21 protein-coding genes are annotated in these 23,420 nt (G+C 64.0%); 13 read left to right on the forward strand and 8 right to left on the reverse strand.

From position 1 onward, the window contains the following. Positions 1–199: 199 nt before the first annotated feature. Together VJV41_RS12105 and VJV41_RS12110 are read right to left on the reverse strand one after the other, a co-directional pair. Positions 200–1,015: a hypothetical protein gene (locus VJV41_RS12105; protein WP_325333955.1), complete on the reverse strand. Its 816-nt coding sequence runs from the start codon at positions 1,013–1,015 to the stop codon at positions 200–202. A 77-nt stretch (positions 1,016–1,092) separates the two neighbouring features. Beyond that, positions 1,093–2,478: an alpha/beta hydrolase-fold protein gene (locus VJV41_RS12110; protein WP_325333957.1), complete on the reverse strand. Its 1,386-nt coding sequence runs from the start codon at positions 2,476–2,478 to the stop codon at positions 1,093–1,095. 623 nt (positions 2,479–3,101) lie between these two features. On the opposite strand from VJV41_RS12110, the gene VJV41_RS12115 reads away from it, so the two are divergent. Continuing rightward, on the forward strand, positions 3,102–3,992 hold the full coding sequence (locus VJV41_RS12115; protein WP_325333959.1) for an N-acetylmuramoyl-L-alanine amidase: 891 nt from the start codon (positions 3,102–3,104) through the stop codon (positions 3,990–3,992). A gap of 51 nt (positions 3,993–4,043) precedes the next feature. Here VJV41_RS12115 and VJV41_RS12120 read toward each other — a convergent pair whose 3' ends face one another. Further along, positions 4,044–5,417, reverse strand: coding sequence for a GMC oxidoreductase (locus VJV41_RS12120; protein ID WP_325333961.1), 1,374 nt, complete (start codon positions 5,415–5,417; stop codon positions 4,044–4,046). A 101-nt stretch (positions 5,418–5,518) separates the two neighbouring features. On the opposite strand from VJV41_RS12120, the gene VJV41_RS12125 reads away from it, so the two are divergent. Together VJV41_RS12125 and VJV41_RS12130 are read left to right on the forward strand one after the other, a co-directional pair. Then, positions 5,519–6,544 (forward strand): CobW family GTP-binding protein, encoded by a 1,026-nt coding sequence (locus VJV41_RS12125; RefSeq protein ID WP_325333991.1) that lies wholly within the window; start codon positions 5,519–5,521, stop codon positions 6,542–6,544. 280 nt (positions 6,545–6,824) lie between these two features. Beyond that, complete coding sequence (locus VJV41_RS12130; protein WP_325333963.1) at positions 6,825–8,504, forward strand: CotH kinase family protein; 1,680 nt, start codon at positions 6,825–6,827, stop codon at positions 8,502–8,504. Here VJV41_RS12130 and VJV41_RS12135 read toward each other — a convergent pair. Beyond that, the gene (locus tag VJV41_RS12135; protein ID WP_325333965.1) at positions 8,498–9,460 is read right to left on the reverse strand and encodes a DUF3616 domain-containing protein; all 963 of its coding nucleotides are present in this window, start codon (positions 9,458–9,460) and stop codon (positions 8,498–8,500) included. The genes VJV41_RS12130 and VJV41_RS12135 overlap by 7 nt on opposite strands. A gap of 24 nt (positions 9,461–9,484) precedes the next feature. Beyond that, entirely contained in the window at positions 9,485–10,225 is a 741-nt protein-coding gene (locus VJV41_RS12140; protein WP_325333993.1) for a DUF427 domain-containing protein, read from the reverse strand. Between the two features lie 349 nt (positions 10,226–10,574). On the opposite strand from VJV41_RS12140, the gene VJV41_RS12145 reads away from it, so the two are divergent. From VJV41_RS12145 to VJV41_RS12185, 9 genes are all read left to right on the forward strand, one after another. Continuing rightward, positions 10,575–11,420 carry a 2OG-Fe(II) oxygenase gene (locus tag VJV41_RS12145; protein ID WP_325333967.1) on the forward strand — a complete coding sequence of 282 codons (846 nt, stop codon included), beginning with the start codon at positions 10,575–10,577 and terminating at the stop codon, positions 11,418–11,420. Between the two features lie 120 nt (positions 11,421–11,540). Further along, positions 11,541–12,476 carry an alpha/beta hydrolase family protein gene (locus VJV41_RS12150; protein ID WP_325333995.1) on the forward strand — a complete coding sequence of 312 codons (936 nt, stop codon included), beginning with the start codon at positions 11,541–11,543 and terminating at the stop codon, positions 12,474–12,476. 21 nt (positions 12,477–12,497) lie between these two features. Then, on the forward strand, positions 12,498–12,686 hold the full coding sequence (locus VJV41_RS12155; RefSeq protein ID WP_325333969.1) for a hypothetical protein: 189 nt from the start codon (positions 12,498–12,500) through the stop codon (positions 12,684–12,686). Between the two features lie 151 nt (positions 12,687–12,837). Next, complete coding sequence (locus VJV41_RS12160; protein ID WP_325333971.1) at positions 12,838–13,854, forward strand: peptidoglycan-binding protein; 1,017 nt, start codon at positions 12,838–12,840, stop codon at positions 13,852–13,854. 50 nt (positions 13,855–13,904) lie between these two features. Then, a complete protein-coding gene (locus VJV41_RS12165; protein ID WP_325333973.1) occupies positions 13,905–15,188 on the forward strand; it encodes a sensor histidine kinase in 1,284 nt (427 codons plus the stop codon). Continuing rightward, complete coding sequence (locus VJV41_RS12170) at positions 15,185–15,829, forward strand: response regulator transcription factor (RefSeq protein WP_325333975.1); 645 nt, start codon at positions 15,185–15,187, stop codon at positions 15,827–15,829. The genes VJV41_RS12165 and VJV41_RS12170 overlap by 4 nt, the downstream gene beginning before the upstream one ends. Positions 15,830–15,924: 95 nt before the next feature. Further along, positions 15,925–16,632 (forward strand): MIP/aquaporin family protein, encoded by a 708-nt coding sequence (locus VJV41_RS12175; RefSeq protein ID WP_325333977.1) that lies wholly within the window; start codon positions 15,925–15,927, stop codon positions 16,630–16,632. Between the two features lie 137 nt (positions 16,633–16,769). After that, complete coding sequence (locus tag VJV41_RS12180; RefSeq protein WP_325333979.1) at positions 16,770–17,183, forward strand: YkvA family protein; 414 nt, start codon at positions 16,770–16,772, stop codon at positions 17,181–17,183. Positions 17,184–17,627: 444 nt separating this feature from the next. Further along, the gene (locus VJV41_RS12185; RefSeq protein ID WP_325333981.1) at positions 17,628–18,689 is read left to right on the forward strand and encodes a beta-propeller fold lactonase family protein; all 1,062 of its coding nucleotides are present in this window, start codon (positions 17,628–17,630) and stop codon (positions 18,687–18,689) included. Positions 18,690–18,758: 69 nt separating this feature from the next. Here the strand turns inward: VJV41_RS12185 and VJV41_RS12190 are convergent, their stop codons facing one another. Genes VJV41_RS12190 through VJV41_RS12200 form a run of 3 tightly spaced genes read right to left on the reverse strand, consistent with a single transcriptional unit; the run spans position 18,759 to position 21,885 of the window. Then, positions 18,759–19,448 (reverse strand): response regulator, encoded by a 690-nt coding sequence (locus VJV41_RS12190; protein WP_325333983.1) that lies wholly within the window; start codon positions 19,446–19,448, stop codon positions 18,759–18,761. Further along, positions 19,445–21,007 (reverse strand): sensor histidine kinase, encoded by a 1,563-nt coding sequence (locus tag VJV41_RS12195; protein ID WP_325333985.1) that lies wholly within the window; start codon positions 21,005–21,007, stop codon positions 19,445–19,447. The genes VJV41_RS12190 and VJV41_RS12195 overlap by 4 nt, the downstream gene beginning before the upstream one ends. Beyond that, positions 21,004–21,885 (reverse strand): alpha/beta hydrolase, encoded by an 882-nt coding sequence (locus tag VJV41_RS12200; RefSeq protein WP_325333987.1) that lies wholly within the window; start codon positions 21,883–21,885, stop codon positions 21,004–21,006. Before VJV41_RS12200 ends, VJV41_RS12195 begins: the two co-directional genes overlap by 4 nt. A gap of 100 nt (positions 21,886–21,985) precedes the next feature. On the opposite strand from VJV41_RS12200, the gene VJV41_RS12205 reads away from it, so the two are divergent. Next, positions 21,986–23,365 (forward strand): cation:dicarboxylate symporter family transporter, encoded by a 1,380-nt coding sequence (locus tag VJV41_RS12205; protein WP_325333989.1) that lies wholly within the window; start codon positions 21,986–21,988, stop codon positions 23,363–23,365. Positions 23,366–23,420 lie beyond the last annotated feature (55 nt).

Genomic DNA, 23,420 nt, shown 5'->3' on the forward strand with positions numbered 1-23,420 from the left:
GACTTCTCATCGTGCAGCGAGGAACAAACCTTCGATGGTCAAGCGGGTACAACCGTCAAGCTCGCCCAAGGACCGGACGGCAACCTCTATCAGCTGACATACCAGCCGGGTGAACTCGTGCGCATCTCACCCACGGACGGCTCCACTCCAGTCGAGGTGTGACGAGGAGAGTATGCGCGCGCGTCCTCGACGTGCCGAGTCAACTGCCGTCGTGCGACCGAGACCGGCCCATCCTCCATTTGGCCTTCTTCGGCGCTTGGTGAAAATCTTCAATCCAGGCGTCCATCATTGCGTCGGTGTCGCCGTGCACAGGGTTATTTGTGACCTGCAATCCGAGACCTTCGATTTCTTTCGTGCACCACCGAATCAACGATCCGTCAGCGCCGACCTGCTGTGCAAGAAGAACCCTCTCGTCGGATTTCAGCTTGTCACTGAACGCATCCATACTGTTCTTCACACGCCAGTAGGGAACGGCCTCATCAAACGGCCGACAGAGCTCTAAGAGTTCCTCTCGAGCCTGGTCGAGGAGGGATGTCGGCGTCGGTTCGTCTCGTTCAGCGATCGAGCCGGCCCGCGGCTCTCCGTCAGTCTCACGGCGAATCTCGGGGTTCTCGCCGTTCGGATCTCCCCCAACTCGCGCAGGATGGCGCAATCCAGCAACTTGGCGACGCTGGTTGTCGACGTACTCTGCTAGCTCGCGGTACTTGACGCGCAGCCCATCAAGCTCCGCCGTAGCCGCCTCGGCTCTCTCGCGCCACCATGTGAGGTGATACTCCACCAGCTTCGCCTCACAGTCAGGGCAAACCGAGACTGGACGGATGGTTGAGGCTAGCGGGGCCGGATCCTCGAACGCTATCCCGCAGAGCGCTTGGTCATTGCGGCGGTTGAGGTAGTCCTCGTGGTGCACCACCGAAGAAGCTGTCTCGTGCACATAGCGGTGGGGTGGCTCCACACCGCGAACATAGCCGACCGGCGCTGGCGTGTTGTCCGTTCTGTCAAACGACTGGCGGCTCAACGCAACTCGGTCTTGCGCTTCCTGGATCGAGGAGTTTGACCAGTTGCCAAGTTGCTCAGCGCGGGTGCGAGATTCGCTCAATCCGCGCCGTAAGGGTCTATCGGCTGTCTCGGTGCTGCGGCCACGCCGGTCGCCGCAGGTCGCAGCCGGGCGATGATGCCGTCGAGGTCGAGGCGGAACATGTCGGGCCGGAAGATGTGGCCGCCAGGCTCCTCACGAAACTCATGTGGGATGCTGGCGTCGCTGAGGCGTCCGCGGAACTCCCGCTGCCCGGCAAGCACCTGGGTCTCTTGCACGCTGTCGAACCAGTTGACTGGGTCCGGACTGGTGCCCGCGACCAGGAAGATCCGCTTGTTCCGGTAGCTCTCGATTCGCTCGACCGGGTTGTCGGCGCTGACCCTGGCCTCGTCCCACGGCACGCCGTAGACCGTGGCGCCGCCTAGTTCGACGACGGCCGAGCTCAAGTTTGCCCAATGCACGACGAGGCCGGAGTCGCGGCGCAGACTTGCCGGGCCGGAGTGGCTACTCACCGAGGCGAAGTGGCCGTAATACTTGGCCGCGTACTTCAGTGCACCGAACCCACCCATCGAAAACCCGGAGACCGCGCGACCGTCGTACTCAGCGTACGTTCGGAAGTTCGCCTCGATCCACGGGATCAGCTGGGCGATGTGGAACGTCTCCCAGTTCCGCGGGCCGACGAACGAGCCGACCGGGTTGGAGTACCAGCCCGCCTGCCCGCCGTCAGGCATCACCACGATGATCGGCTTTCCGGCGGTCAGGTCACGGATGCCCAGAAAGTCGAACTGGCGGAAGTCCGCGGCGCCGCCATGGAGCATGTAGAGGACGGGATAGGTGCGTCCGCTGGTCCGGTAGTCATCCGGAAGCAGGACGTTGATGCCGGGGTTCCAGCCGATCGCGTCCGTCTGGAACCGGTAGTACCACAGGCGGGGATCGTTCTCGTTGCGGTCCACGATGCGGAGGCCGAACCCGTCGCTACGCCCGACGAAGATGACCAGTACGTGCCCGACGTTGATGACGGCGGGGTCGGCGATGCCGTTGACCTTGGCGATCAGCGGATAGAACCCCGCGTCACCGTAGAACCGCACAGCCAATGCCGACAGTGTGTCGCCTGCGACCACCGTGTACCTCGTGGCATCCGGGATGATCAGCCGTTGTTCCACATCGATGTTGCTGGGATCGGCGATCCCGCTGGCGCTGGCGATCAGCGGATACAGTTCCGCGTCACCATAGAACCGCAACGCCAACGCCGACAGTGTGTCCCCAGCGGCCACCGTATATCTCGTGAAGTCGGGAAGTATGAGCCGTTGTCCCACATTGATGACATTGGGATTGGCGATCCCGCTGGCGGTGGCGATCAGCCGATACAGTTCCGCGTCACCGTAATAGCGCAACGCCAAGGCCGACAGCGTTTCCCCCGCGACAACCGTATGTGTTCTGACCATTCTTCACTCCCTCTGTTGCAGTGGCTCCCGTACCTAAGCGAAGACGCAACTAGGTCGCTCCGGCCGTCACACGACACGACGGACCTCGCCGAGTGGCGAGTGATCAATGGCGATCATGGCGGCGATGACGATCGGTCGGCGGTTACTCCCGTAGTCGCGTGTCGGCCGGAGACGATCGTTGCTGACTTCGGCCGGAGCAATTCCAAATCGATGTCGCGGCACTCAAACTCGGCGCGCTCGCGATCACCACTCCTGTATGGATGCCGGGTCCGAGCAGTCGAAATTCTATCCGGAAATCCCCAATGCGTCAGGGATTTCGGGCCTGCACGACCAAGCTGAGGCGTGGATTGGGATCCCTGATGTCTGGCGACTGTGCTGCATTCGGCCGTGCTTGGAATAGTCTTGAGCCCGTGGGTTACCAACGTTGTGGAATCCGTTTGCCGTGCTTGGTGTTTTGATCTTGAGCGAGAAGCTCCGCCCCATATTTGTGCAATGTCATTCCAAGGCAGTCAATTTCGAGACCTGGGTAGTCGCGGCCAGCCGTCTTTGCCGTGACGCTGTGGTTTAAACTCGTTGGATACGCTCGCCGGTGAGGCCACTCGGCATCGGCGGAAGGAAACTCCGTGTCGCAGATGGGACCGTGGACCGGCGACCCAGTCTGGCTGGCCGACGTGCTGCGCGAGGAGGGGGTCCGGCTCGTCGAGTATCCCGGTTGGCGCGACCGTGGCCACGGCGACTTCAAGGACATCCGCGGCGTCATGGTGCACCACACCGGATCCGACAACGCCAGCGCGGCCTCCATCGCCATCGGCAGGCCGGACCTGTCCGGGCCGCTGTCGCAGCTGCACCTTGCACGGGATGGCACGGTCACGGTCGTCGCCGTGGGCGTCGCATGGCACGCTGGCCTCGGCATGTATCCGTGGCTGCCGACCAATATGGGCAACTGGCACATGATCGGTATCGAATGCGCCAACACCGGAACCAGCCCGACTGCACCGCACCGCACGAACTGGCCCGACGTGCAGTATGACGCGCTGGTTCGTTGCTGCGCCGCGATCAACCGCCGCTTGGCGCAGAACTCCAGCCGGTCGATCGGACATAAGGAGTACGCCGGCCGCTCACAAGGCAAATGGGATCCGGGCGCGATCAACATGGACATATTGCGCAGCGATATTCAAGCCCAGATCGGCAGCATTCCCAACCCGGCGCCGACACCGAGACCTCCGGTGCCGGTCGGCGAGTACGCTGACATCCTGCTATTCAGCGGTTCCCAGGGGCCACAAGTCACCCAGCTACAGCGCCAGCTCAAGTATGGCTACGACGCGTATGCGGGGCATCTCGTGATCGACGGCGTCTACGGCCCGCAAACCGAGGCCGCGGTCAGGGAGTTTCAGCGACGTACCCGGGGCTTGAAAGTCGACGGCATCGTCGGCCCTGCCACGGCTGCCGCCTTGAACTTGAGGATGGTGTCACCCGCGCAGCTACTACTGCAGGCTGACAACGAAACGGAGTGAAATGCAGGTGACCGCAGCTCCGTTGGTCACAGAAACCCATACCGCCGGTCTTCAATATCCGCCCAGTGTCGGTTCGAGTCCGACTGAGGGTACTGGTTCGGCCAGCACATGGTCGGCCGTTCGGATCGCCAGCGCCGCGCCCGTCAGCGTCGGGTTGACGGCCAGAGGAGTCGGGATGAGTCCGACCGTGGCGAGGTACAGGTTGTCGGTCGCCCAGACGCGTCCGAACCCGTCGGTGACGCACGTCCCGTCGTCGTTGTCTCCCATCCGGCACGTGCCCATCACGTGAGCGAAGCCGAGGTCCATCCACTGCGGCTCCACCCCGGTCCGGAAGCGACCGAGGTGACGGGCAAGCGCGTGTTGGTCGGCGAAGACAGCCTCCATCCTCTGGCGGTCAGCGTCGCGCAGCGGAACGTCGAACCGCACCGTCCCGTCTTCTCCGATCGTCATCGTGTTATCCCGATGGTTGTCCACCGGACAGAAAGACTGAATCTCGACCAGCCGGTTCGGCGGCACGTCGGTATCGGGCGGCAGCGGCGGTGTGGGGCAGGTGTCCCGCAACACCATCGTGTTCCAGGGCGCTTCGGTACTCGGGGGAATCCACAGGCGCGGTGGCAGGTCGAAATCGGCGCCGCTGCACAATTTTTCATCGAGCACGAGCTGCGAGAACAAGACTGGGTGGTAGGTGACGTATCTGCCGAGCGCCGGCGTATGCAGCCCCGATCGGTGCAGCAGAATCGGCGCGCCGAAAGCGCCCGCTGCCACGACCACCACCGAAGCGTCGATGACCTCGCCGCCCCACAGCTCGACCGCCGACACCCGCGATCCCTCGACGACGACGCGACGCACATCGCCCGCCTGTACCGCCACGCCGGTGTCAGCCAGCACATCGTGAGTGGCGACATAGTGAATCGCCGCCGAATCCAGCAGGCGGCCCGCCATCGGCTGTCCATGAATCTCACGACCGGCCTCGGCAAGCGGTGCGCGTAGCCGCTCGACGATCCGCTGTTGTCGCACCGAAGCGGCGAACGTGTCGTCGTGCACGTCGAGATAGCGTTCGGCTTCACCCAGGTAGCGGTCCCACTCGGGTGCCGGCATCGCCGCCCACTGCTCGAACGTGGACGGTCTCGGGCAGTTGTTGGTCCACAGGGCGCCTTGCCCGCCGACAGCGGCCGTCGTCGACGCGCCCGGCAGACCCGCAGGTGATGCCGCCGCGTCGAAATATGCGAATTTGTCGGCGATTCCGGCGAAGAGGTAATCCGGGTCACGCTGGAAGCGAGTGTGGTTGCGAACGTGGCTACCTGGTGGATCTGAGATCGCCGGACCCGCTTCGAGCATCGTCACGACACGGCCGCCTTCGGCGAACCGGCGCGCAATGACGGCCCCGATCGGTCCGCTGCCGATGACCACGACGTCGCCGCGCATCAGCGAAAGTTCCGGTACATGCCGGCCCCCACTAGGTTGGTGACGGCGTCACGGTACGCCGCGTGGCGGACGTGCGACGGTACTTTGCCTGGAAGGAAACAGTGGAACCCATCCCGGTCATCGCCCTCACCGGCTACCTCGGTGCCGGTAAGACAAGCGTGCTCAACCACGTGTTGCGCACGTCGCGGGGGCGGATCGGCGTGGTAATCAACGACTTCGGCGATATCAACGTCGATGCCGGCTTGGTCAGCGGTCAAATCGACGAGCCGGCCTCGATTGCCGGTGGTTGTATCTGCTGTCTGCCCGACGACGGGGAGCTCGATGTCGCGCTGACCAAGCTCGCCGATCCGCAACTGCGCCTCGACGCGATCATCGTCGAAGCAAGTGGACTGGCCGATCCCGTGTCGATCGCCCGGATCGTCGGCTTCAGCGGCGTCCACGGCGTGCGCGATGGTGGGGTGATCGACGTCATCGATGCCGCAGCGCATTTCGACACGGTCGACCGGGGCGGAGCCGCGCCGGCGCGCTACGGCGCGGCGACGCTGGTCGTGGTGAACAAACTCGACCAGGTTCCGGTGGAAGATCTTGGCACGCGCGTGAGCCGGGTGGAACACCGTGTCCACGAGAGGAATTCGCGTGCCCACGTAGTCGGCGCAATCAACGGTCGGATCGATCCCGCATTGCTGTTCGACGTGGCGGCTGCCCGCGACGCGGTGGGCCAGCTGTCGTTCCGGGATCTGCTGCTCGCTACCGAAACCACCGACGACCACGACCACGACCACGTTCACGCGGATTCGGTCACTGTCACCAGTGACGGCTCCATCGACCCCGACGCGGTCCTTGACCTTCTCGAGAATCCGCCCGCAGGGGTGTACCGCCTGAAGGGAACCGTCACCATCCGCCATCGCTCGGCAAGCCGCGGCTATGTCGTCAACGTCGTCGGCCACTCGGTGCACCTCACGCGAGCGTCGCCGCGCGTGTCCAGCAATTGCCTGGTGGCCATCGGACTTCACGTGGACATCGACGACGTTCGCAGTCGACTCACCGACGTGTTGAGTCCGGTCGCCACGTCACCGTCTGTCGCCGCGATGCGGCGTCTGCAGCGACGCGTGAATGGCAGCGGCTAAAAGGCTGGGTGTTGCCTGTGAAATCGCAAACACGCTCCCGTCTCGTGGTGCACACTGACGAGGTGAGCACCGGCCTGATGCTCACCGCATCGCCACCGAACTCTCACTGAGCTCGGGACGACCTCGGCGCGCGTTGACCATCCGACCAGCGCGCACCGCTGCGACACGGGTGGGCGACGAAAGGCGCTGGCATGCAGGTGAACACGGCCATCCGAAAGCGCGGCATCGTGTGCCTCTCCGCGAGGCGAGAAGTGACGACATGCGCACGGAAAGATGACACATGAGCGCGCAGCAGCAACAAGCACTTGATTCGCTATACGCGATCGACAATGTGCTGACGATCAAGATCACAATGCCGCAAGGTGATTGGGATGCAGTGCGAACCGAGCAGCCGAAGGGCGGCGTGTGCAACTTCGAATGGAAGGGTGGCGCCCGGTTCACGTGGAAAAAGGCGGCGTCGGTCGAAATCTCGGGAACGAGCTTTCCCGCGCGGACGACATTCACCGAGGTGGGCGTCAAGAAGAAGTCCTTCTGCGGATCGCTCGACAGCAACAAGCCGTGCCTGCACGTTGACTTCGGTAGGTTCCGCGACGCGAACGTCCCTGCGATCGAAGCCCTGATCGGGTCACGCTATATCACCCTCAACAACTCCGTCCAGGATCGGTCCTACCTCCGGCAGCCGTTGGGCTACAAGTTGCTTGAGATGGCCGGGCTACCTCATTCACGCTGCAATTTTGCCCGAGTATTCGTGAATGGAACGCTGATCGGCCAAGGGGTTCCCGAGGTCAACAGCCCTGGCATCTATGTCAACGCCGAACCGATCATGAAGCGCTACATCGAGCGCAATTTCAACGGGAACATGAAGGGCAACCTGTACGAAATCGAGCATCACGACGACTTCCTCAAGGAACGCCTGGACTTCATCTCGGTGGAGGACCTGTCCAAGTTCAAGAACAAGGCCGATTTGAAGTTCGCCGACGAACACATCGCCGCCCACGGAATCGACGGGGCGGCCCAGGTGCTCGATCTGGATCAGTTCATCAAAGTCCATGCAATGGAGTTTTATCTGAAGCACTGGGACGGCTACTCCCACAATACGAACAACACCTACATCTACAACGACGTCGCTGCCATCGAGACGCCCGGCGTGGACAACGTGAAGTTCAAGTTGATCCCGTGGGGCATCGATCAGACCTTCCGGCAGGGAGTCCCGTTCAGGCTGGGCCGCCAGGGGCTGATCGGCAAACTCGTGCGGAACGATGCCGCGCGGCGGAAACAACTGATCGACCAGGTGAGGACCTACCGGGAGACCATCTTCGCCCGCGAGATCCAGCAGACGGTGCTGAAACCGCTGATCGATAGGATGGAGGCGCTTCTCGTCGACTTGGGTGTGTCCAATGCCAAATCGGAGATCGCGATAGTCCGCCAGCAGTTGCGGCTGGCGGAATCGGCCGGCTACATCTGTGCGGGTTTGCCCGACGGCAGCGCGGTTTATGTCCTCCACCAGCGCACCGGTGAATGCATGCACGCCAGCAACACCGAGAGCATTCCGCCGGGTGCGGCCCCTCCAGTGAACTTCGAGGTGTACCGGCTGCCGTTCCGGGACGACAACGACAAGTCGGATCTCTGGGTCTTCAACACACTTGGAAATGGCAGGTCGCTGACCAACCAGGCTTTCGACCGCGTGCTTCACGCCAGCGACACGCTGGTGACAAACCAGGGGCACAAATATCTCTATACCTGTCCGCCGAGCAACACCGATCATGCCGAAGAATTTTCGATTGTCCCCGGTAAGTCGCAGGACCCCATCGACGCCAACGACGAGTTCGCATTAACCGGCTACTTCAACCTGACCAGCATCCGAACCCATTTGGGTGCAGCGTTCGGGGAGGACATCACGCCCGCGGGCAGGGCACGGGTCCATCAGGAACCCGGTGGGTCGAAGGTGTACTTCTACTGATCCTTGTGGCGCGCGTCGACCACCGCATAGCCACCGTTGTCGTCGACCACGAGGATTTTCCTCTTGCCGCCGCTTGCGAATGATGTGACGCCTTCCGGCTTCATGGATCGATCGAACTTGATGTCGGTGAGCCTGACCTCGTCGCTGCCGCCGTCCCACGTGCAGAGCTGAAACGGTTCGTCGCCTCGGCTGAGGGAACGTCCGAGCAGGATCAGGAAGTCTTCGGTCTGTTCGTCGTAGGAGATGTCCCTGATGCCTTGTGTCGACGTCGATTTCGGTACGCGGATGCGCACAACAGATGGGGTGCCGAGCGCCGCCGTCGTCCACGTGGCTGCGCCGGGATTGACCGGGACCTGAATCATCGCGATGCGTCCGCGTTCTGCCGGCCCTCGTTGGCCGAACACGAGCGCGCTCGCGCGCGGATCCCATGCGACGCCTTCGATGTTCAGCCCGCCCGCATCCGGTTCCAGCTCGCCGAACTCGGCGAGGGAGGGCTCCTGTGACAGCAACCAGGACCGAAATCCGTCCATCGCTTCCGCATGCAGATCGCCCGCGGGCGTGTAGCGGACGCGGATCAATCCGTCATTGACCGTGCCCCCCACGACACAGAGCGAGGATGCGGCGATGAGAAAGGTCTCGCCATCCACGTCGACGCGGGTGAGGCCTTCGGGATCGCCCAACTGACCCTCATCGACGCCGACGAGCCGGCGTGGCCGGATCTGTCCGACCTCTGAACTGTCGGCATCGAGCGCGAACTCGAAGAAGGCCGTCGAGTCGTGGTTGTCGACGAAGACGAACCGGCGTCGAGCCACCTGGACGACGCCTGAGGCGTTGAACGCCACTCCGCCGTTCTTCTCGGGGAACGGCGTCGACTTGATCTTGCGCCGGAAGGGACGACTCGCAGCAGCCGTGAATGAGTGGAACGCTGCGGCGATGTTCGCGGTCCAGGCCGGCACGTCGTCCAGTATCGCGCGCTGCTGCTAGCTGAAGTGCGTTTGCGCTCGCGCGAGCTTCGCGCCGTCGACGGTGATGTCGAGTTTCTCGTTGTAAAAGGCGACCATGTTCGTGATCGGGGCGACGGCCGGCAGCGGGTAGTGATACGTCCAGGCGAGGTCGGGATGGACGGTGTCGTCCATGCGCACTGACCAGTAGCCCGACGTCACGCCCTTGTAGGGGCACAGCGTTTGAGTGTCGGACGGCTCCAGATGCTCGAAGGAGATGTCGGTTCGATCGATGTAATACCGTGTCGGCAAACCGGTTTCGAACAGCAGCACCGGACTGTGAGTATCGGCCAGCACGACGCCGTCTAGTTCAACCGTGACATGACGATGCGAGCGCAGGGCATCGACCCGAACGTACGGGTTGCGGGGATGACCGTAGATCGGCTCATCCTCCTCGAACCAGATCAGGCGATCCCACTCGAAGCGCACCAGTCCGGCGACGGGGCCGTCACCGTCGTCGAACACCCGCGCCGCCGACGCGTAGCTCTGTCCGCCTCCGACCAGCGCGAACGTCCGCGACTGCCCGAACTGCACCTTCTGCGCGTGGTCCTCGTCGTGCAGGCGCTCGGCTCGGACGTCCGCGCGCGGGATGTAGTACTGCGGGTAGTACGGCACCTCCCACACGTACCGGGCTGACGTCGTGTCGAAGACCAACTCGTTGCCGAGGTAGCCGCGGACCCGCCGCGGCGCCGGTTCAATTCGTCCGCGAACCGCAGCCATCTGCGGATAGTCGGGTGTCGGTTGCTGCGATGTGCTCACGCTTGGTCTCCTCGCCGTGAATCGCGTCGTCGCCTCCATGATGGCGCTTCGCGAGAATCCGGCGCTCCCAATCCGGGTGCCGACTACACGATCCTCGTCCCTAGTCGGCGGCAGGCAAACCCTGTGCCAGCTTCGCAGGGTGAACAAGCAGATTCGACTCCCGAATCGGTACGAATGAGCTAACGCCTGCGATCAACTCGGGTGTCACTCTCGGGCGCAGGTCCTTTCGATCACGACCGCGTTCGAGCGGCATGCCGGTTAACCTGACCGCAGACCGCGGGTTACACGAGCAGCTTGGAGGAAGGAAGCGATGACGTTCCTGTCGGAGATGGACGAAGCAACCGGCCTGCTGGATGAAGCGAAGGTAGTCGACAAGGGACGCGACCTACGCAAGAGCTACCTGGACGCCGACCCCTTTCCTCACATCGCCATCGACGACTTCCTTCCTGAACCGATACTCGAACGGTGTCTGGCCGAATTCCCCACCGACACAAGCGGCGTCACCGACACCTATGACCGTAAACAAGAGCGGTTCAAGCGAGCCTTTACGCCCGACGTGCTTCCGTCGTTCTCACGAAACCTGTTCTACGCCTTCAATTCCCGACCCTTCATCCAGGTCGTGGAGAACATCAGCGGCATCCAGGGCCTGATACCCGACCCGTTTTTCGAGGGGGGCGGCTACCACGAGTTGAGCCAGGGCGGCCACCTGTCCGTCCACGCCGACTTCAACTACCACCAGCGGCTGCACGTCGAGCGCCGGATCAACGTTCTGATCTACCTGAACAGGGACTGGAAGGACGAGTACGGCGCCCAGCTCGAGCTTTGGGACACGGACATGAAGTCGCGCGTGAAATCGTATGTACCGGCCTTCAATCGCTGCGTCATCTTCAGCACGACCTCCGACAGCAATCACGGCAACCCGCAGCCGGTCAATCATCCGGACGGCGTGTCCCGGCGCTCAATCGCGCTGTACTACTACACGGCGACCTGGAACAACGCCAAGCGCAAGCACACGACGCACTTCAGGGTGCGGCCCGGCGAGGCGAACGATGCGCCGGACGTCAGGTCGAGAAGCCAAGACATGCTGGGCGACCTTATGCCGCCGGTGCTCTACCGCAGGCTTATCAATCTCGGGACCCGCAAGGCGCGTCGCTGAGAACCTGAACCGCACGCCCTTTGATAACAAGCTGGTCAAGGGGGGCGCGCCACGCAAGGCTAGGCTCCGTCGCGCTGTTAGCTTGCCGACGTGAGGCTATCGCTTGGCAGATTCTGCTCGGTGCTCGTCGGCGCGCTGCTGCTCGTTCTTGCCGCCGCCCCGGTCGGGACGCCGACCGCTTCAGCGTATTCACGCAAAGGGCTGCCGGTGGAGTTCCTCGACGTGCCGTCGCCGTCGATGGGACGCAACATCCGTGTCGAATTCCAAGGCGGCGGTCCCCACTCCGTCTACCTGCTCGACGGGCTACGCGCCCAGGACGACGCCAACGGCTGGGACATCAACACAGCGGCGTTCGAGTGGTTCTACCAGTCCGGCATCTCGGTCGTCATGCCCGTTGGCGGGCAATCCAGCTTCTACTCGGACTGGTATCAACCGGCCACCGGCAGCGACGGCACCACCACGTACAAGTGGGAAACCTTCCTGACCCAAGAGCTGCCCGCCTGGCTGGCCGCCAACAAGGCTCAGGCGCCGACGGGTAACGCCGTTGTCGGACTGTCCATGTCGGGCAGCGCGGCGTTGACCCTCGCCATCTGGCACCCGATGCAGTTCATCTTCGCCGGTTCGTTGTCCGGATACCTCAACCCCTCGACGGGCTTGTGGCCCACGCTAATTGGCGTATCGATGAAAGACGCAGGCGGCTACAACGCGTCCAACATGTGGGGTCCGACGTCTGATCCCGCATGGCGGCGCAACGATCCGATGGTCAACATCAACACACTGGTGGCCAACAACACCGCCCTGTGGATCTACTGCGGCAATGGCAGGACCGGCGATCTTGACGACGGCGCGAACTTCGGCGCTCAGTACAGCGCACAGTTCCTGGAGAACATCACGCTGTCGACCAACAAGGAGTTCCAGCAGAAGTACCTTGCCGCGGGCGGTCACAACGCGGTGTTCAACTTTCCCGCCGACGGCACTCACAGCTGGGGCTACTGGGGCTCTCAGCTTCAGGCCATGAAGCCGGACATGGTGCGGATCATCGGCTCGCAACCTTGATGCGACGCCTAGAGTGAATGCATGCGCATAGCCATTGCCATTGTCGGAGTGATCGTTGCATTGTTCGGTCTGCTGTGGGCCTTGCAGGGTTTCGGCGTGGTCGGCGGTAGCCCGATGAGCAACACCGTCACCTGGTCGATCATCGGGCCGATCGTTGCGTTGGTCGGCGTCGCCCTAGCGGTCGGAGCACTGCGTCGCCCCAAGTCCTAGGGCTGTGACGCCGGACCCGCACGTTCGCGCACATTGACGAGCACGACTGGAGCGCGACGGTATCGCCATACCGCGAAGCCGCCGCACGTTGATCAGTCGCGACATTGTCAAATCTATTACCGCTGAACGGAATCGGCGTAGCGTCGATGCTATGGCAGTTGTACTGAGACCCGGCGACAGCAACGATCTTGTCCGGCTCCTGCAGGCCCGGCTGAACCGCGACTATCCGCTCTACTCCCACCTCGTGGTCGACGGCATCTACGGTCCGGCCACCACCGGCGTGGTCAGAGAGTTCCAGCGGCGCGCAGGACTGCAGGTCGACGGGATCGCCGGCCCGCAGACGCTCGGCCGGCTCGGACTCAACTTCGACCAACCCGCACCGCTGCCGACCAACCTGCCCTTCTTCTACTGCGCCTCCGGCACGTGGCAAACGCCGTTCATGGGACCGCCATTCGACGTCGGATGGCGACTCGAGCAGATGGGCCTGGTCCGCAACCAGCCCGTCGGATATCCCGCCGCCGGGTTCCTCTACCCGAACCCGTTCCTGAGCTACAACGAATCGGTCGCGCTCGGCGTCGCCGAGCTCATGCGGCTGATCCTGATGAACGCCGGGCAGTTCTACCTCTGCGGCTACAGCCAAGGCGCCGAAGTGGTGGTGCGCACCCTCGGCTTGATGTTGCCCGGCCAGCCGCTGGCTCACCGCGCCGGCGACCTGCTCAAAGTCGTCACCTTCGGCAGCCCGTGCCGCCCGCCCGGACCCACCCTGCTCGGCAACAACCCGCCGGGATCAGGAATCTCGCGCCTGTACACGCCAGGCCAGTTCCGTTCGAGCACATACGATTTCGTGCTCGACGGTGACATGTACAGCACCGCCACCGACGATACGCTGCTGCATCTGGGCTACGAGGCGCTCACCCCGCTCGAACTCGAGCTGCCCTTCGCGCTGAAGATCCTGGAATTGATCCAGACCAACGAGTTTCTCGCCCTGCTCAACCTCGCCAACACGCCCGAGACGTTCGTGAAGGTGGTCCGGACCGCGATCGTCGTCGGTGATTTCATCATCCGCAATCCACACATCCACTACCACGACTGGCCCGCCTTCAATGGGGTCACCGGCGTAGACCGTGCGGTGCAGATCGTCGCTACCGGCTCGACTGGCGGCCCATAGGGCAGGCCTGACCTGCGATACACCTGGTCCTTCGGCGTTACACTCCCGGTGTGCGCCACGACGGTAGCGCAGTGCCGCGGTCACCAAGCCGGTTCTGGTCGAGCTTGTTGGCTCCACCGGTCGCGATGGGCCCGAGTGGAAGCGAAGCCGTGCGCGCCATCTTTGAGCAATTCGACCACCGGGCGCAGCGGCAGCGCAGCATTCTCCGGCTCGCCCTGGTGGCCATCATGGCGCTTGCGGTTTTCAGTGGTACCCCGCGTTCGGAATGGCCGGCGCAGTTCGCCGTCGTCGCCGCCTACGGCATCCTCGCGATCGTCGCGGCGTGGATGTGGTTGCGACATCCCCACCGAGCCCGCAGATTACGGGCTCTCGAACCGATGGTGCCCGTCGACGTCGCCGCGATCTGCGTGCTGCCCTTCTTGTCGACCGGTAGTTACCTCATGCTGGGCCTGCTGGCGTTCCTTCCGTTCTTCATCGCGACGCAGGCCGGGCACCGCGCAGCGGTGATGTCTGTCGTAGCGATCGTCCTCGGTGGCGTTGGGGTTCTGACTGATCCGGTGTTCCGTCGCGAGTTGTCGGCCATGTCGATCGTGACGATGCTGACCATGCTGGCCCTGCTGTGTCTGTGCTCGTATACGGTCTCGCGTGTACAGCAGCGCCGGCTGGCCGGCATCGCCGAATTGACTGCGAGCCGGTCACTTCTGCTGGCCGATGTGATGACGGCAGAGGAGCGCGAACGGCGCCGGATCGCCGAGACGCTGCATGACGGTGCGCTGCAGACGGTGCTTGCCGCGAAACAGGACCTGCGAGAAGCGATTCGGTCCAACGGCGACACGTCTGGTGTCGAACGGGCCAGCGAGCTGCTCGTCGATGTCTCGCACGACTTGAGGCAGGTCACCCGCGAACTGCATCCCTCGGTGCTGGACGAGGCAGGTCTGGCAGTCGCTCTACAGACGTTGGCAGACAGCTTCTCTGAACGCACCGGCGTACCGGTCGATTGTTCGATCGACTACGCCCAGCGCCATCCCGACGACGCCACGCTGTATGGCGTAACGCGTGAGTTGCTCAACAACGTCGCCCGGCACGCGAATGCCCACCGGGTTCAGCTGGAGCTGGTCGATGGTCACGATTTAGTGACGCTGAATGTCCGGGACGACGGTGTGGGCATGGACCCGTCGATCTTGGCGAGGCGTCTCAGCGAGGGGCATATCGGTGTCGCATCGCACCGTGCTCGCATCGAAACACTCGGAGGCACAGTGGAATTCGAACCGGTCGAACAAGGCACCTGGGTTCAGGTGAAGCTACCGATACGGGTGGGGCAGGAGGCTCAGTGACGAAGTCGGAACGGGTGCGGGTCATCGTCGGCGACGATCACCCGGTCTACCGGGACGGCCTGGTGCGAGCGCTCGACAACAACGGCCGGACGGAGGTGGTGGCCGCCGTGGGCGACGGCCGCGCTGCGCTCGATGCGATACGCGAACACACGCCCGATGTCGCGCTGCTCGACTACAAGATGCCGGGCCTCGACGGAATCGCCGTCGCCCGCGCGGTGGTCCGCGACAAGCTGTCGACCCGCGTGCTGTTGGTGTCTGCGACGACTGAAGGCTCTGTCGTCTATCGCGCGATCCAGGACGGCGCCGCAGGGTTTCTGTCGAAGGAGGCGGATCGCGACGACATCGTCGCCGCGGTCGTGGCCTGTGCGCGCGGAGAGGATGTGCTGCCACCGGAATTGGTCGCCGGGTTCACCGCACAGGTGCGTCAGCATGCGCAGGGGCAGGCGCCGCTTCTCAGTGAGCGCGAGCGGCAGATCCTGCAGCTGATCGCCGACGGCAAGTCGGTGCCCGATATGGCTGCGGAGCTCTTCCTGGCGCAGACCACGATCAAGACGCACATCCGGCGACTGTACGAAAAGCTGGGCGTGTCGGATCGCGGCGCCGCCGTGGCGCAGGCGATGCGGAATCACCTGCTGGAGTGATCGCCATTCATCCATTTGGATGACACGCGGTTCATCCTCGTGCTCATGCGAACGGACGCTGCCGCTCGGCTGTCCTGAGCCGCAGGCTGATTCGCATGACAACAACCACTCCCATCTACCCTTCAACCAAACCTGTAGCACGCGCACGGATCACCAAGCCCGTCGCTCATCCGACCGCAATGAAGTACGCCGTCGAGATGATCGGGACCCTCTTTCTCGTCTTCACGATCGGCGCTTCCGTGCGGAGCGGTAATCCGCTGGCTCCGTTGGCCATTGGCGCCATTCTGATGGCGATGGTCTATGCCGGCGGACATGTTTCCGGCGCTCACTACAACCCGGCGGTGACGCTGTCGGTGCTGGTCCGCCGCCGGATCGAGGTCCGCGAAGCCGTCGGCTACTGGGTCGCACAGCTCATCGGCGGCCTGCTGGGAGCGGCGCTCGTCTCGGCCGTCGCCCCGGCACAGACGAGCCCGATGGCCCTGTCCGGTCATGCCGTCATCGCGGCGTTCATTGCGGAACTCCTTGTCACGTTCGCGCTGTGCTATGTCGTGCTGAACGTCGCCACGAGCAAGGATCACCCCGCCAACTCGTTCTACGGGCTGGCGATCGGCTTCACCGTGGCGGCCGGCGCCGTGGCCGTCGGCGGCATCTCCGGTGGCGCCTTCAACCCCGCGGTGGCCATCGCCGGCGTTGCGATGGGCATGTTCTCCGGATCGATGATCTCGATGTTCTTCGCGGCGCAGGCCATCGGTGCGGTGGCTGCCGGGCTTGCGTTCCGGGTGCTCAACCCAGCCGACAACTAATCCCACCATCCAACCGACGTTCCTCCTTCGTCAACGCCGACGAAGGGGGAGCGTCCTGCTATTGGGGCGGCGAAGGCCGTCGCACCGCCGGCGGGCCCGCCGCATTTGGCCGCCGCGGCAGCCCTGATCATTGGGTGATGTGGTCCAACTGGTGGTCGATTCCGCTCGGCATCCTTGCCGGGCTTCTGCTGCTCTGGCTCGTCTTCGCGGTGGTCCTGTGGTTCGCCAAGCCCGACGAGTACGCAATCCGGGACGCCCTCCGCCTCCTGCCCGACCTTCTGCGGCTGATCAAGCGACTGGCGGCCGACCCAGAGACGCCGCGGAGCGTACGTATCCGCCTCATCCTGCTGATTGGCTACCTCGCGCTGCCGATCGACCTGATTCCCGACTTCATCCCCGTGCTCGGCTACGCCGACGACGCGATCATCGTCGCCATCGTTTTGCGCTCGGCGACGCGGGCCGCCGGATCCGACTCATTGGCCAAACATTGGCCGGGTACGCCAGAAGGGCTGTTGGCCCTGAAGCGTCTGTGCCGGTTGAACGCCGCATGAACACCGAAAATCTAGCGAATATTTACTCGGTGGTCAGCGGCGTCGCGGGGTCGTCACAGCGCCGTCGAGTCGACGATGTGCACGCGACATGACGAGCATCGAGAAGTTTGCTGCCGTGTCGTGTGTGATTTGGCGCTCACTTTGGCTCGCTAATCCTAAGAATTCGTTGGTCATACATATTTCACAAATGATCTTGGGGTGATTGCCACATGCCCATAGGAACAGTTCAACGCGGCTAGATACCTTGCTGAAAAGGCATAACAATTGCGTAACGAAGATTTTCTTAAGCACTGTCTGAGAGCTTTCGCGCGATGGCCGGTCCCTCGCCAGTTCACGCGCTCGTAACACGACTTTTCGTCGCTACACTCGACCGAGATCGCGCCGAACAGGCGCAAGCAGACCTGAAATCTAGGGCCGGTGCACGCCAAACCGGCGGAGGTACCGATGAAGATGGCAAACTTTTTGATGCCCAAGGGCACTAGTGGTTCGCATGTGAAAGATGAGGATCATGTGAATCCGGACGTCAGCGCCGTTGGCGCCGTTGCGGTCAGCCGCGGCCCGATCGGCGATATCGCCAGCGGGAACGCCACCGTCGTCGTCACGAACTACGGCGACGACAGTGTTTCGTTCCTCAAACCCGGCACGCTCGCCGTCCAGCGGGACATCGCCGTCGAGGGTGAGCCGTTTGCAGCTGTCGTTTCTCGCGACCGTGCCTACATCAGCACCTCGTCCGAGAACTACGACGGCGTCTCGGTCGTCGACCTCGACACCAAGACCGTTGTCGCGACCTACCCGCTGGCCTTCAGCGTCACTGCGATGGCCATCAGCCCCGACGGCAAGCGCGTCTATGCGGGTCGCACCGCGCATGACCGTGTCGATGTGACGGTCATCGACACCACCGCCGAGCGCGTCGGCACCATCGACATCGCCACCGGCGCGGGTATCGGCATCGACGCCATTGACGTCGATCCGACAGGTAAGCGCCTCTACGTCGCGACCACCGACGTCCTCGGTAGCCAGCTGGTGATCGTCGACGCCGAGACCGCCCGCGTGACCCGCACAGTGCCGGTTGGGGCGCCGATCCGCGACCTCGCGATCGCCGACGGCACCGCCTACGTGCTCACCTCCGACCGCGTCGGCGGCGGGGCCGTCAGCGTGATCGACCTGTCGGCCAACCGGATCACCGACACCGTGGAACTCGGCGTGGGCGCACCGACCCAGATGGCGTTGAGCCCCGACAAGACGCGCGCCTACGTCGTCGACTACGACCGCGTCGCGGTGCTGTGCACCAAGAGCCTGCAGGTCGTCAACACCGTCACGGTCGACGCGCGGCCGTCTTGCGTCACAGTCGATTCCAACGGCGACCGGCTCTATGTGGCCGACTACGCCGGCAACGTCACCGCGTTCTCGGTCGACTCGACGATGCCGCTGCTGTACTCGCAGTTCATGGCCACCGACCCGATCGCGCTGCCGGAGCAGCGCGAACTCGAGCCGGCCACCGCCTGATACGCCGAGACTGCGGGCAGATCGCGTTTCGCGACGAAATCGCGATCTCCCCGCAGTTTCGACGAGGTGCTAGCGCCACTGGTAGCGGGTCTTCGGCCGGCCTGCCTTGCCGTAATCGGTGTGCCGGCTGACGGTGCCCTCCTCGGCGAGGCGCTCCAGATACCGCCAAGCCGTCACCCGCGACACCCCGACCTGCTTGGCGACCGCGTCTGCGGTGATCCCATCGGCGGAATCCCGTACCGCACGAGCGATCTCGTCGTTGGTGCCTGGTGCCGCGCCCTTCGGGGCGGCCGATCTGTCGGTGCCGACGCGCAATTCGGCCAGTGCGCGGTCGACTTCCGCTTGACTGGCAGCGTCGGTACCGGCCGGCAAGGCTTCGCGGTAGCGCTGATAGCGCTCCAGCCGATCGCGAAACGCCGCGAATGTGAAGGGCTTCAACAGATAGGCCAGCGCACCGTGGCCGACCGCCGCGCGCACCATCTCCAGGTCGCGCTCGGAAGTGATCGCGATGATGTCCGGCGCCGGCCGCAACCCCGACAGGCCCGACGCCAACGCGATGCCATTTGCATCCGGAAGCCCGATGTCGAGTAATACCAAGTCGATTGGAGTTTCGCCGGCGGCCGCCTCCGACGCCGCGCGCATCGCATCGCGTGCGGTGTGCGCGACCGCCGCAACCGAAAAGCCAGGCAGTCGACCGAGATACGTGCGATGCGCCTCGGCTATCAAGGGTTCGTCCTCGACGATCAAGACACTGATCACGATTTCACCGTCACAGTGACCACCGACCCGTACGTCACGTCCGCCGTGAGCGTGCCGTTGTGCCGCTTGACCACCTGAGCCACCAGCGCGAGACCCAAACCGTGTTGTTCGAGATCGGAACCCTTCGTCGAGTATCCGCGCTGCATCGCCTTCTCAAATGTGCTGGCGTCCATGCCCGGTCCGCTGTCCGCCACGCGCATCAGCAGCGTCCCGTCGTCCTGGCTCACGGTCACCTCGACCCACGGATCTTCGCGATCGCACGCGTCCATCGCGTTGTCGATCAGGTTGCCCAGCACGGTGACCATCTCCGGGCCCGTCAGCGGGACATCGTCGGCGTTCGCCGGTAGATGCGTCTCCTCGGTGACGGTCAACTCGATGCCACGCTCGTCAGCCTGGGCCGTCTTGCCCAGCAGCAGCGCCACCAGAGCGGGTTCGCCGACGGCGCTCGACAGCCGGTCGACGAGCTGCTGGGACAGCTCGAGCTCGTTGGTCGCGAACTTCACCGCTTCGTCGGCGCGGCCCATCTCCACCATCGTGACGATCGTGTGCAGCTTGTTGGCTGCCTCGTGTGCCTGCGAGCGCAGCGTGTCGGTCAGCACCTTCAGCGAGCTGAGTTCGCCGAGGGCGCCCTGCAATTCGGTGCGGTCACGGATCGTCACGACCTCTGAATTGCGAGCGTCGGGTGTCCGTCTTCTTTCCACGGGGGAGCGGTTCACCACAAGCACGCGCTCGTCGGTCACATGCACTTCGTCGCGGGCGCCCGGGTTGTAGGTACGCAGGAACTCCGGCAGATCGGATCGCTCGACCGGTCCGGCGGGCAGCGCAAGCAACCGGCGCGCCTCGTCGTTGGCCAAAGCCACGCCATTGCGGTCGACCACGATCAGCCCCTCGGAGACCGAATGCAGAATCGCGTCGTGATGCTCGTACATCACCCGCAGCTCGTCGGGACGCAGCCCGTGCGTCTGCCGCAACAAACGGCGCCGGATCGCCCACACGCCGGCTAGCGCTATGCCAAGGGCGCCAAGGCTTACCGCCGCGATGATCGGTACCTGAGAGCGCCAACGATCGGCCAGGCTCTTCTGCAGGATGCCGGCCGAGACGAGCCCGACGATGCGGCCCGTCTCGTCGCGGACCGGGGCCACCGCGCGGATCGACGACCCGAGCGTTCCCGTGTAGACCTCGGTGAACGTTTCACCCCGCAACGCGGGCTCGATGGTCCCGATGTACTTGCCGCCGATCTGATTCGGGTCGGTATGGGTGAACCGCGTCCGGTCAGGTGCCATGATCGTGATGAACGCGATATCGGTGTTCTTGCGGACCGCCTCGGTGACCGGCTGCAAAGTCTGTGTGGCCCTGCCGGATTGGATCGCCGCAGCCGTCGATGGTGAGTCGGCCAGCGCAGTGGCGATGCCGAGCACCTGCTGGCGCGCGGCGGCGTCACCGTCGCTGCGAGCATCGAACAGCGCCAACGCGCTGCCGACCAGCACCACCACCGCGATCACCAGGATCTGCAGGGTGATCGCCTGGCCGGCCAGCGATCGGGGCCACCACCTGCTCACGGGGCGCCAAGTTCCTCGGCCGCGATCGCGAACACCTCGTCGCCCGCACCGACAGCGATGAAGTGGCCGGCTCCTTCCACCGGATGCCATACCGCTCCGGGCATCGCATCAGCGACGGCCTTGTTGATGGGATCCGGTACGAGTCGACCATCCAGTCCTTGCCACATGTGAACTGGCCGCGCGATCGTCGAGACATCGAAAGCCCAACGCCGGTAGAGGAGTTCAGCATCGCGCACCAGCCCGGCCGAACCGTGAGCGAAGCATTCGGCGCATGAGTCGCCGAACGCCGTCGCGACCTCCGGCCGAAGGAGAAGCTTTTGGTCATAGTCACTGACGGAGTTTCGTACTTGTCTGACGAAGCTCTGCGGAAAGTGTTTGGCGCTGAAGCCGAGTGCGGCGTACATGAGGCGGAAGCCCGGCTTGAATCGGAGTGAGAGGGCTCCGCCCAGCGCGTCGACCTTGGAGAGGTACTGCGCTGCCGAGTTGTCGCCGAATGCTCCGTAACTTCCAGGCGCGATGCTGCTGACGTGGCGCAGCCGGGCCGGATCGATGTATGCGGCCGCCGCAAGCGCCCATGGGCCACCCTCGGACCAGCCCGTCACTCCGAATTCCTGGTATCCCAACGCGTCGGCGACCGCTACCAGGTCGTCGGCCCAGCCGGAGTAGGAGCGCGCCCTTTGGGCGCTGGACTGGCCCATACCAGGCCGGTCCACGCAGACGAGTCGCAATCCGTTCTTCGATGCTGAATTCGCGAGGAGGTGCGCCTCGAGCCGGCTGCTTGGCCCGCCGTGATTGTGGATGACGAGCGGCCCGTCGGCATCGCCGACTTCGACGTAGCTCAGCGCGCGGCCGTCTCGGGTCGCGACCTCCCCGGTCAACCAGCCCTCCTGAACGTAATGAACTAAAACGTGACCTGGCTCACGTCCTCGCAGAACATCCTTGCAGACCACTTTTGGATCTCGACTTGGAGGAACAGCCATGACCACTCTGGACAGGGCGCCGGTAACGGAGCCGCCGCGGCGTCGTGACCGCACCCATTGGCTCTACATCGCCGTCATCGTCGCGGTGGTGGCCGGCATTGCGGTAGGCCTCATCGCTCCCGAAGTCGGGAAGAGCGTCGGCGTGCTCGGCACGATGTTCGTCAGCCTGATCAAGATGATGATCGTGCCGGTCATCTTCTGCACGATCGTGCTCGGCATCGGCTCGGTGCGCAAAGCCACCACCGTCGGCAAGGTCGGCGGCCTGGCTTTCGTCTACTTCCTCGTGATGTCGACCTTCGCACTGGCCATCGGTCTGGTGGTCGGCAACCTGATCCACCCCGGCAGCGGCATGCATATCACCGAGAAGACGGCCGCCAAGGGAGCCGAACTCGCCGAGAAGGCGCATGAGTCCGGCGGACTCATGGACTTCGTCCAGCACATCGTCCCGGACACGTTGTTCTCGTCGCTGACCGAAGGCAATGTGCTGCAGGCGTTGTTCATTGCGCTGCTCGTCGGGTTCGCGCTGCAGGCGATGGGTCGCCAGGGCGAGCCGATCCTGCGTGGTATCGAGCATCTGCAGAAGCTGGTCTTCAAGGTTCTCGTGATGATCCTGTGGCTGGCTCCGATCGGTGCGTTCGGCGCGATCGCGAACGTCGTCGGCCAGACCGGCTGGTCCGCGGTGACCCAGCTGCTGGCACTGATGCTCGCCTTCTACATCACCTGCGTGCTCTTCGTATTCGGTGTGCTGGGCACGCTGCTGCGCGTGGTGTCGGGTGTCTCGATCTTCAAGCTGGTGCGCTACCTGGCCCGCGAATACCTGCTGATCTTCTCGACCTCGTCGTCGGAGTCTGCGCTGCCGAGGCTGATCGCCAAGATGGAGCATCTCGGCGTCGACCGCAGCACCGTCGGTGTTGTTGTGCCGACCGGCTATTCGTTCAACCTCGATGGCACCGCGATCTACCTGACCATGGCCTCGCTGTTCATCGCGGACGCGATGGGCGCCCCGATGTCGGTCGCTCAGCAGCTCGGCCTGCTGGTGTTCATGATCGTCGCCTCCAAGGGCGCGGCCGGTGTGACCGGCGCCGGGCTGGCCACTCTGGCCGGCGGCCTGCAGACCCACCGCCCCGATCTGCTCGACGGTGTCGGCCTGATCGTCGGCATCGACCGGTTCATGTCCGAAGCCCGCGCGGTGACGAACTTCTCCGGAAACGCAGTCGCGACAGTGCTGGTTGGGTCGTGGACGAAGACGATCGATCGCGACAAGGTGAACGCCGTTCTGGGTGGACAGGACCCGTTCGACGAACTCACCATGGTTGACGACAATCGCAGCGCGCACGCTGAAGAGCCGCCACAGGAGCGAATCCCTGTGCCTGTGTAGCGCAGCACCTGGGAGAACCCAGAAAGGCCCGGCCGACTCCCCTCTCGGCCGGGCC

This window comes from Mycobacterium sp., assembly GCF_035274705.1.
Lineage (GTDB): Bacteria > Actinomycetota > Actinomycetes > Mycobacteriales > Mycobacteriaceae > Mycobacterium.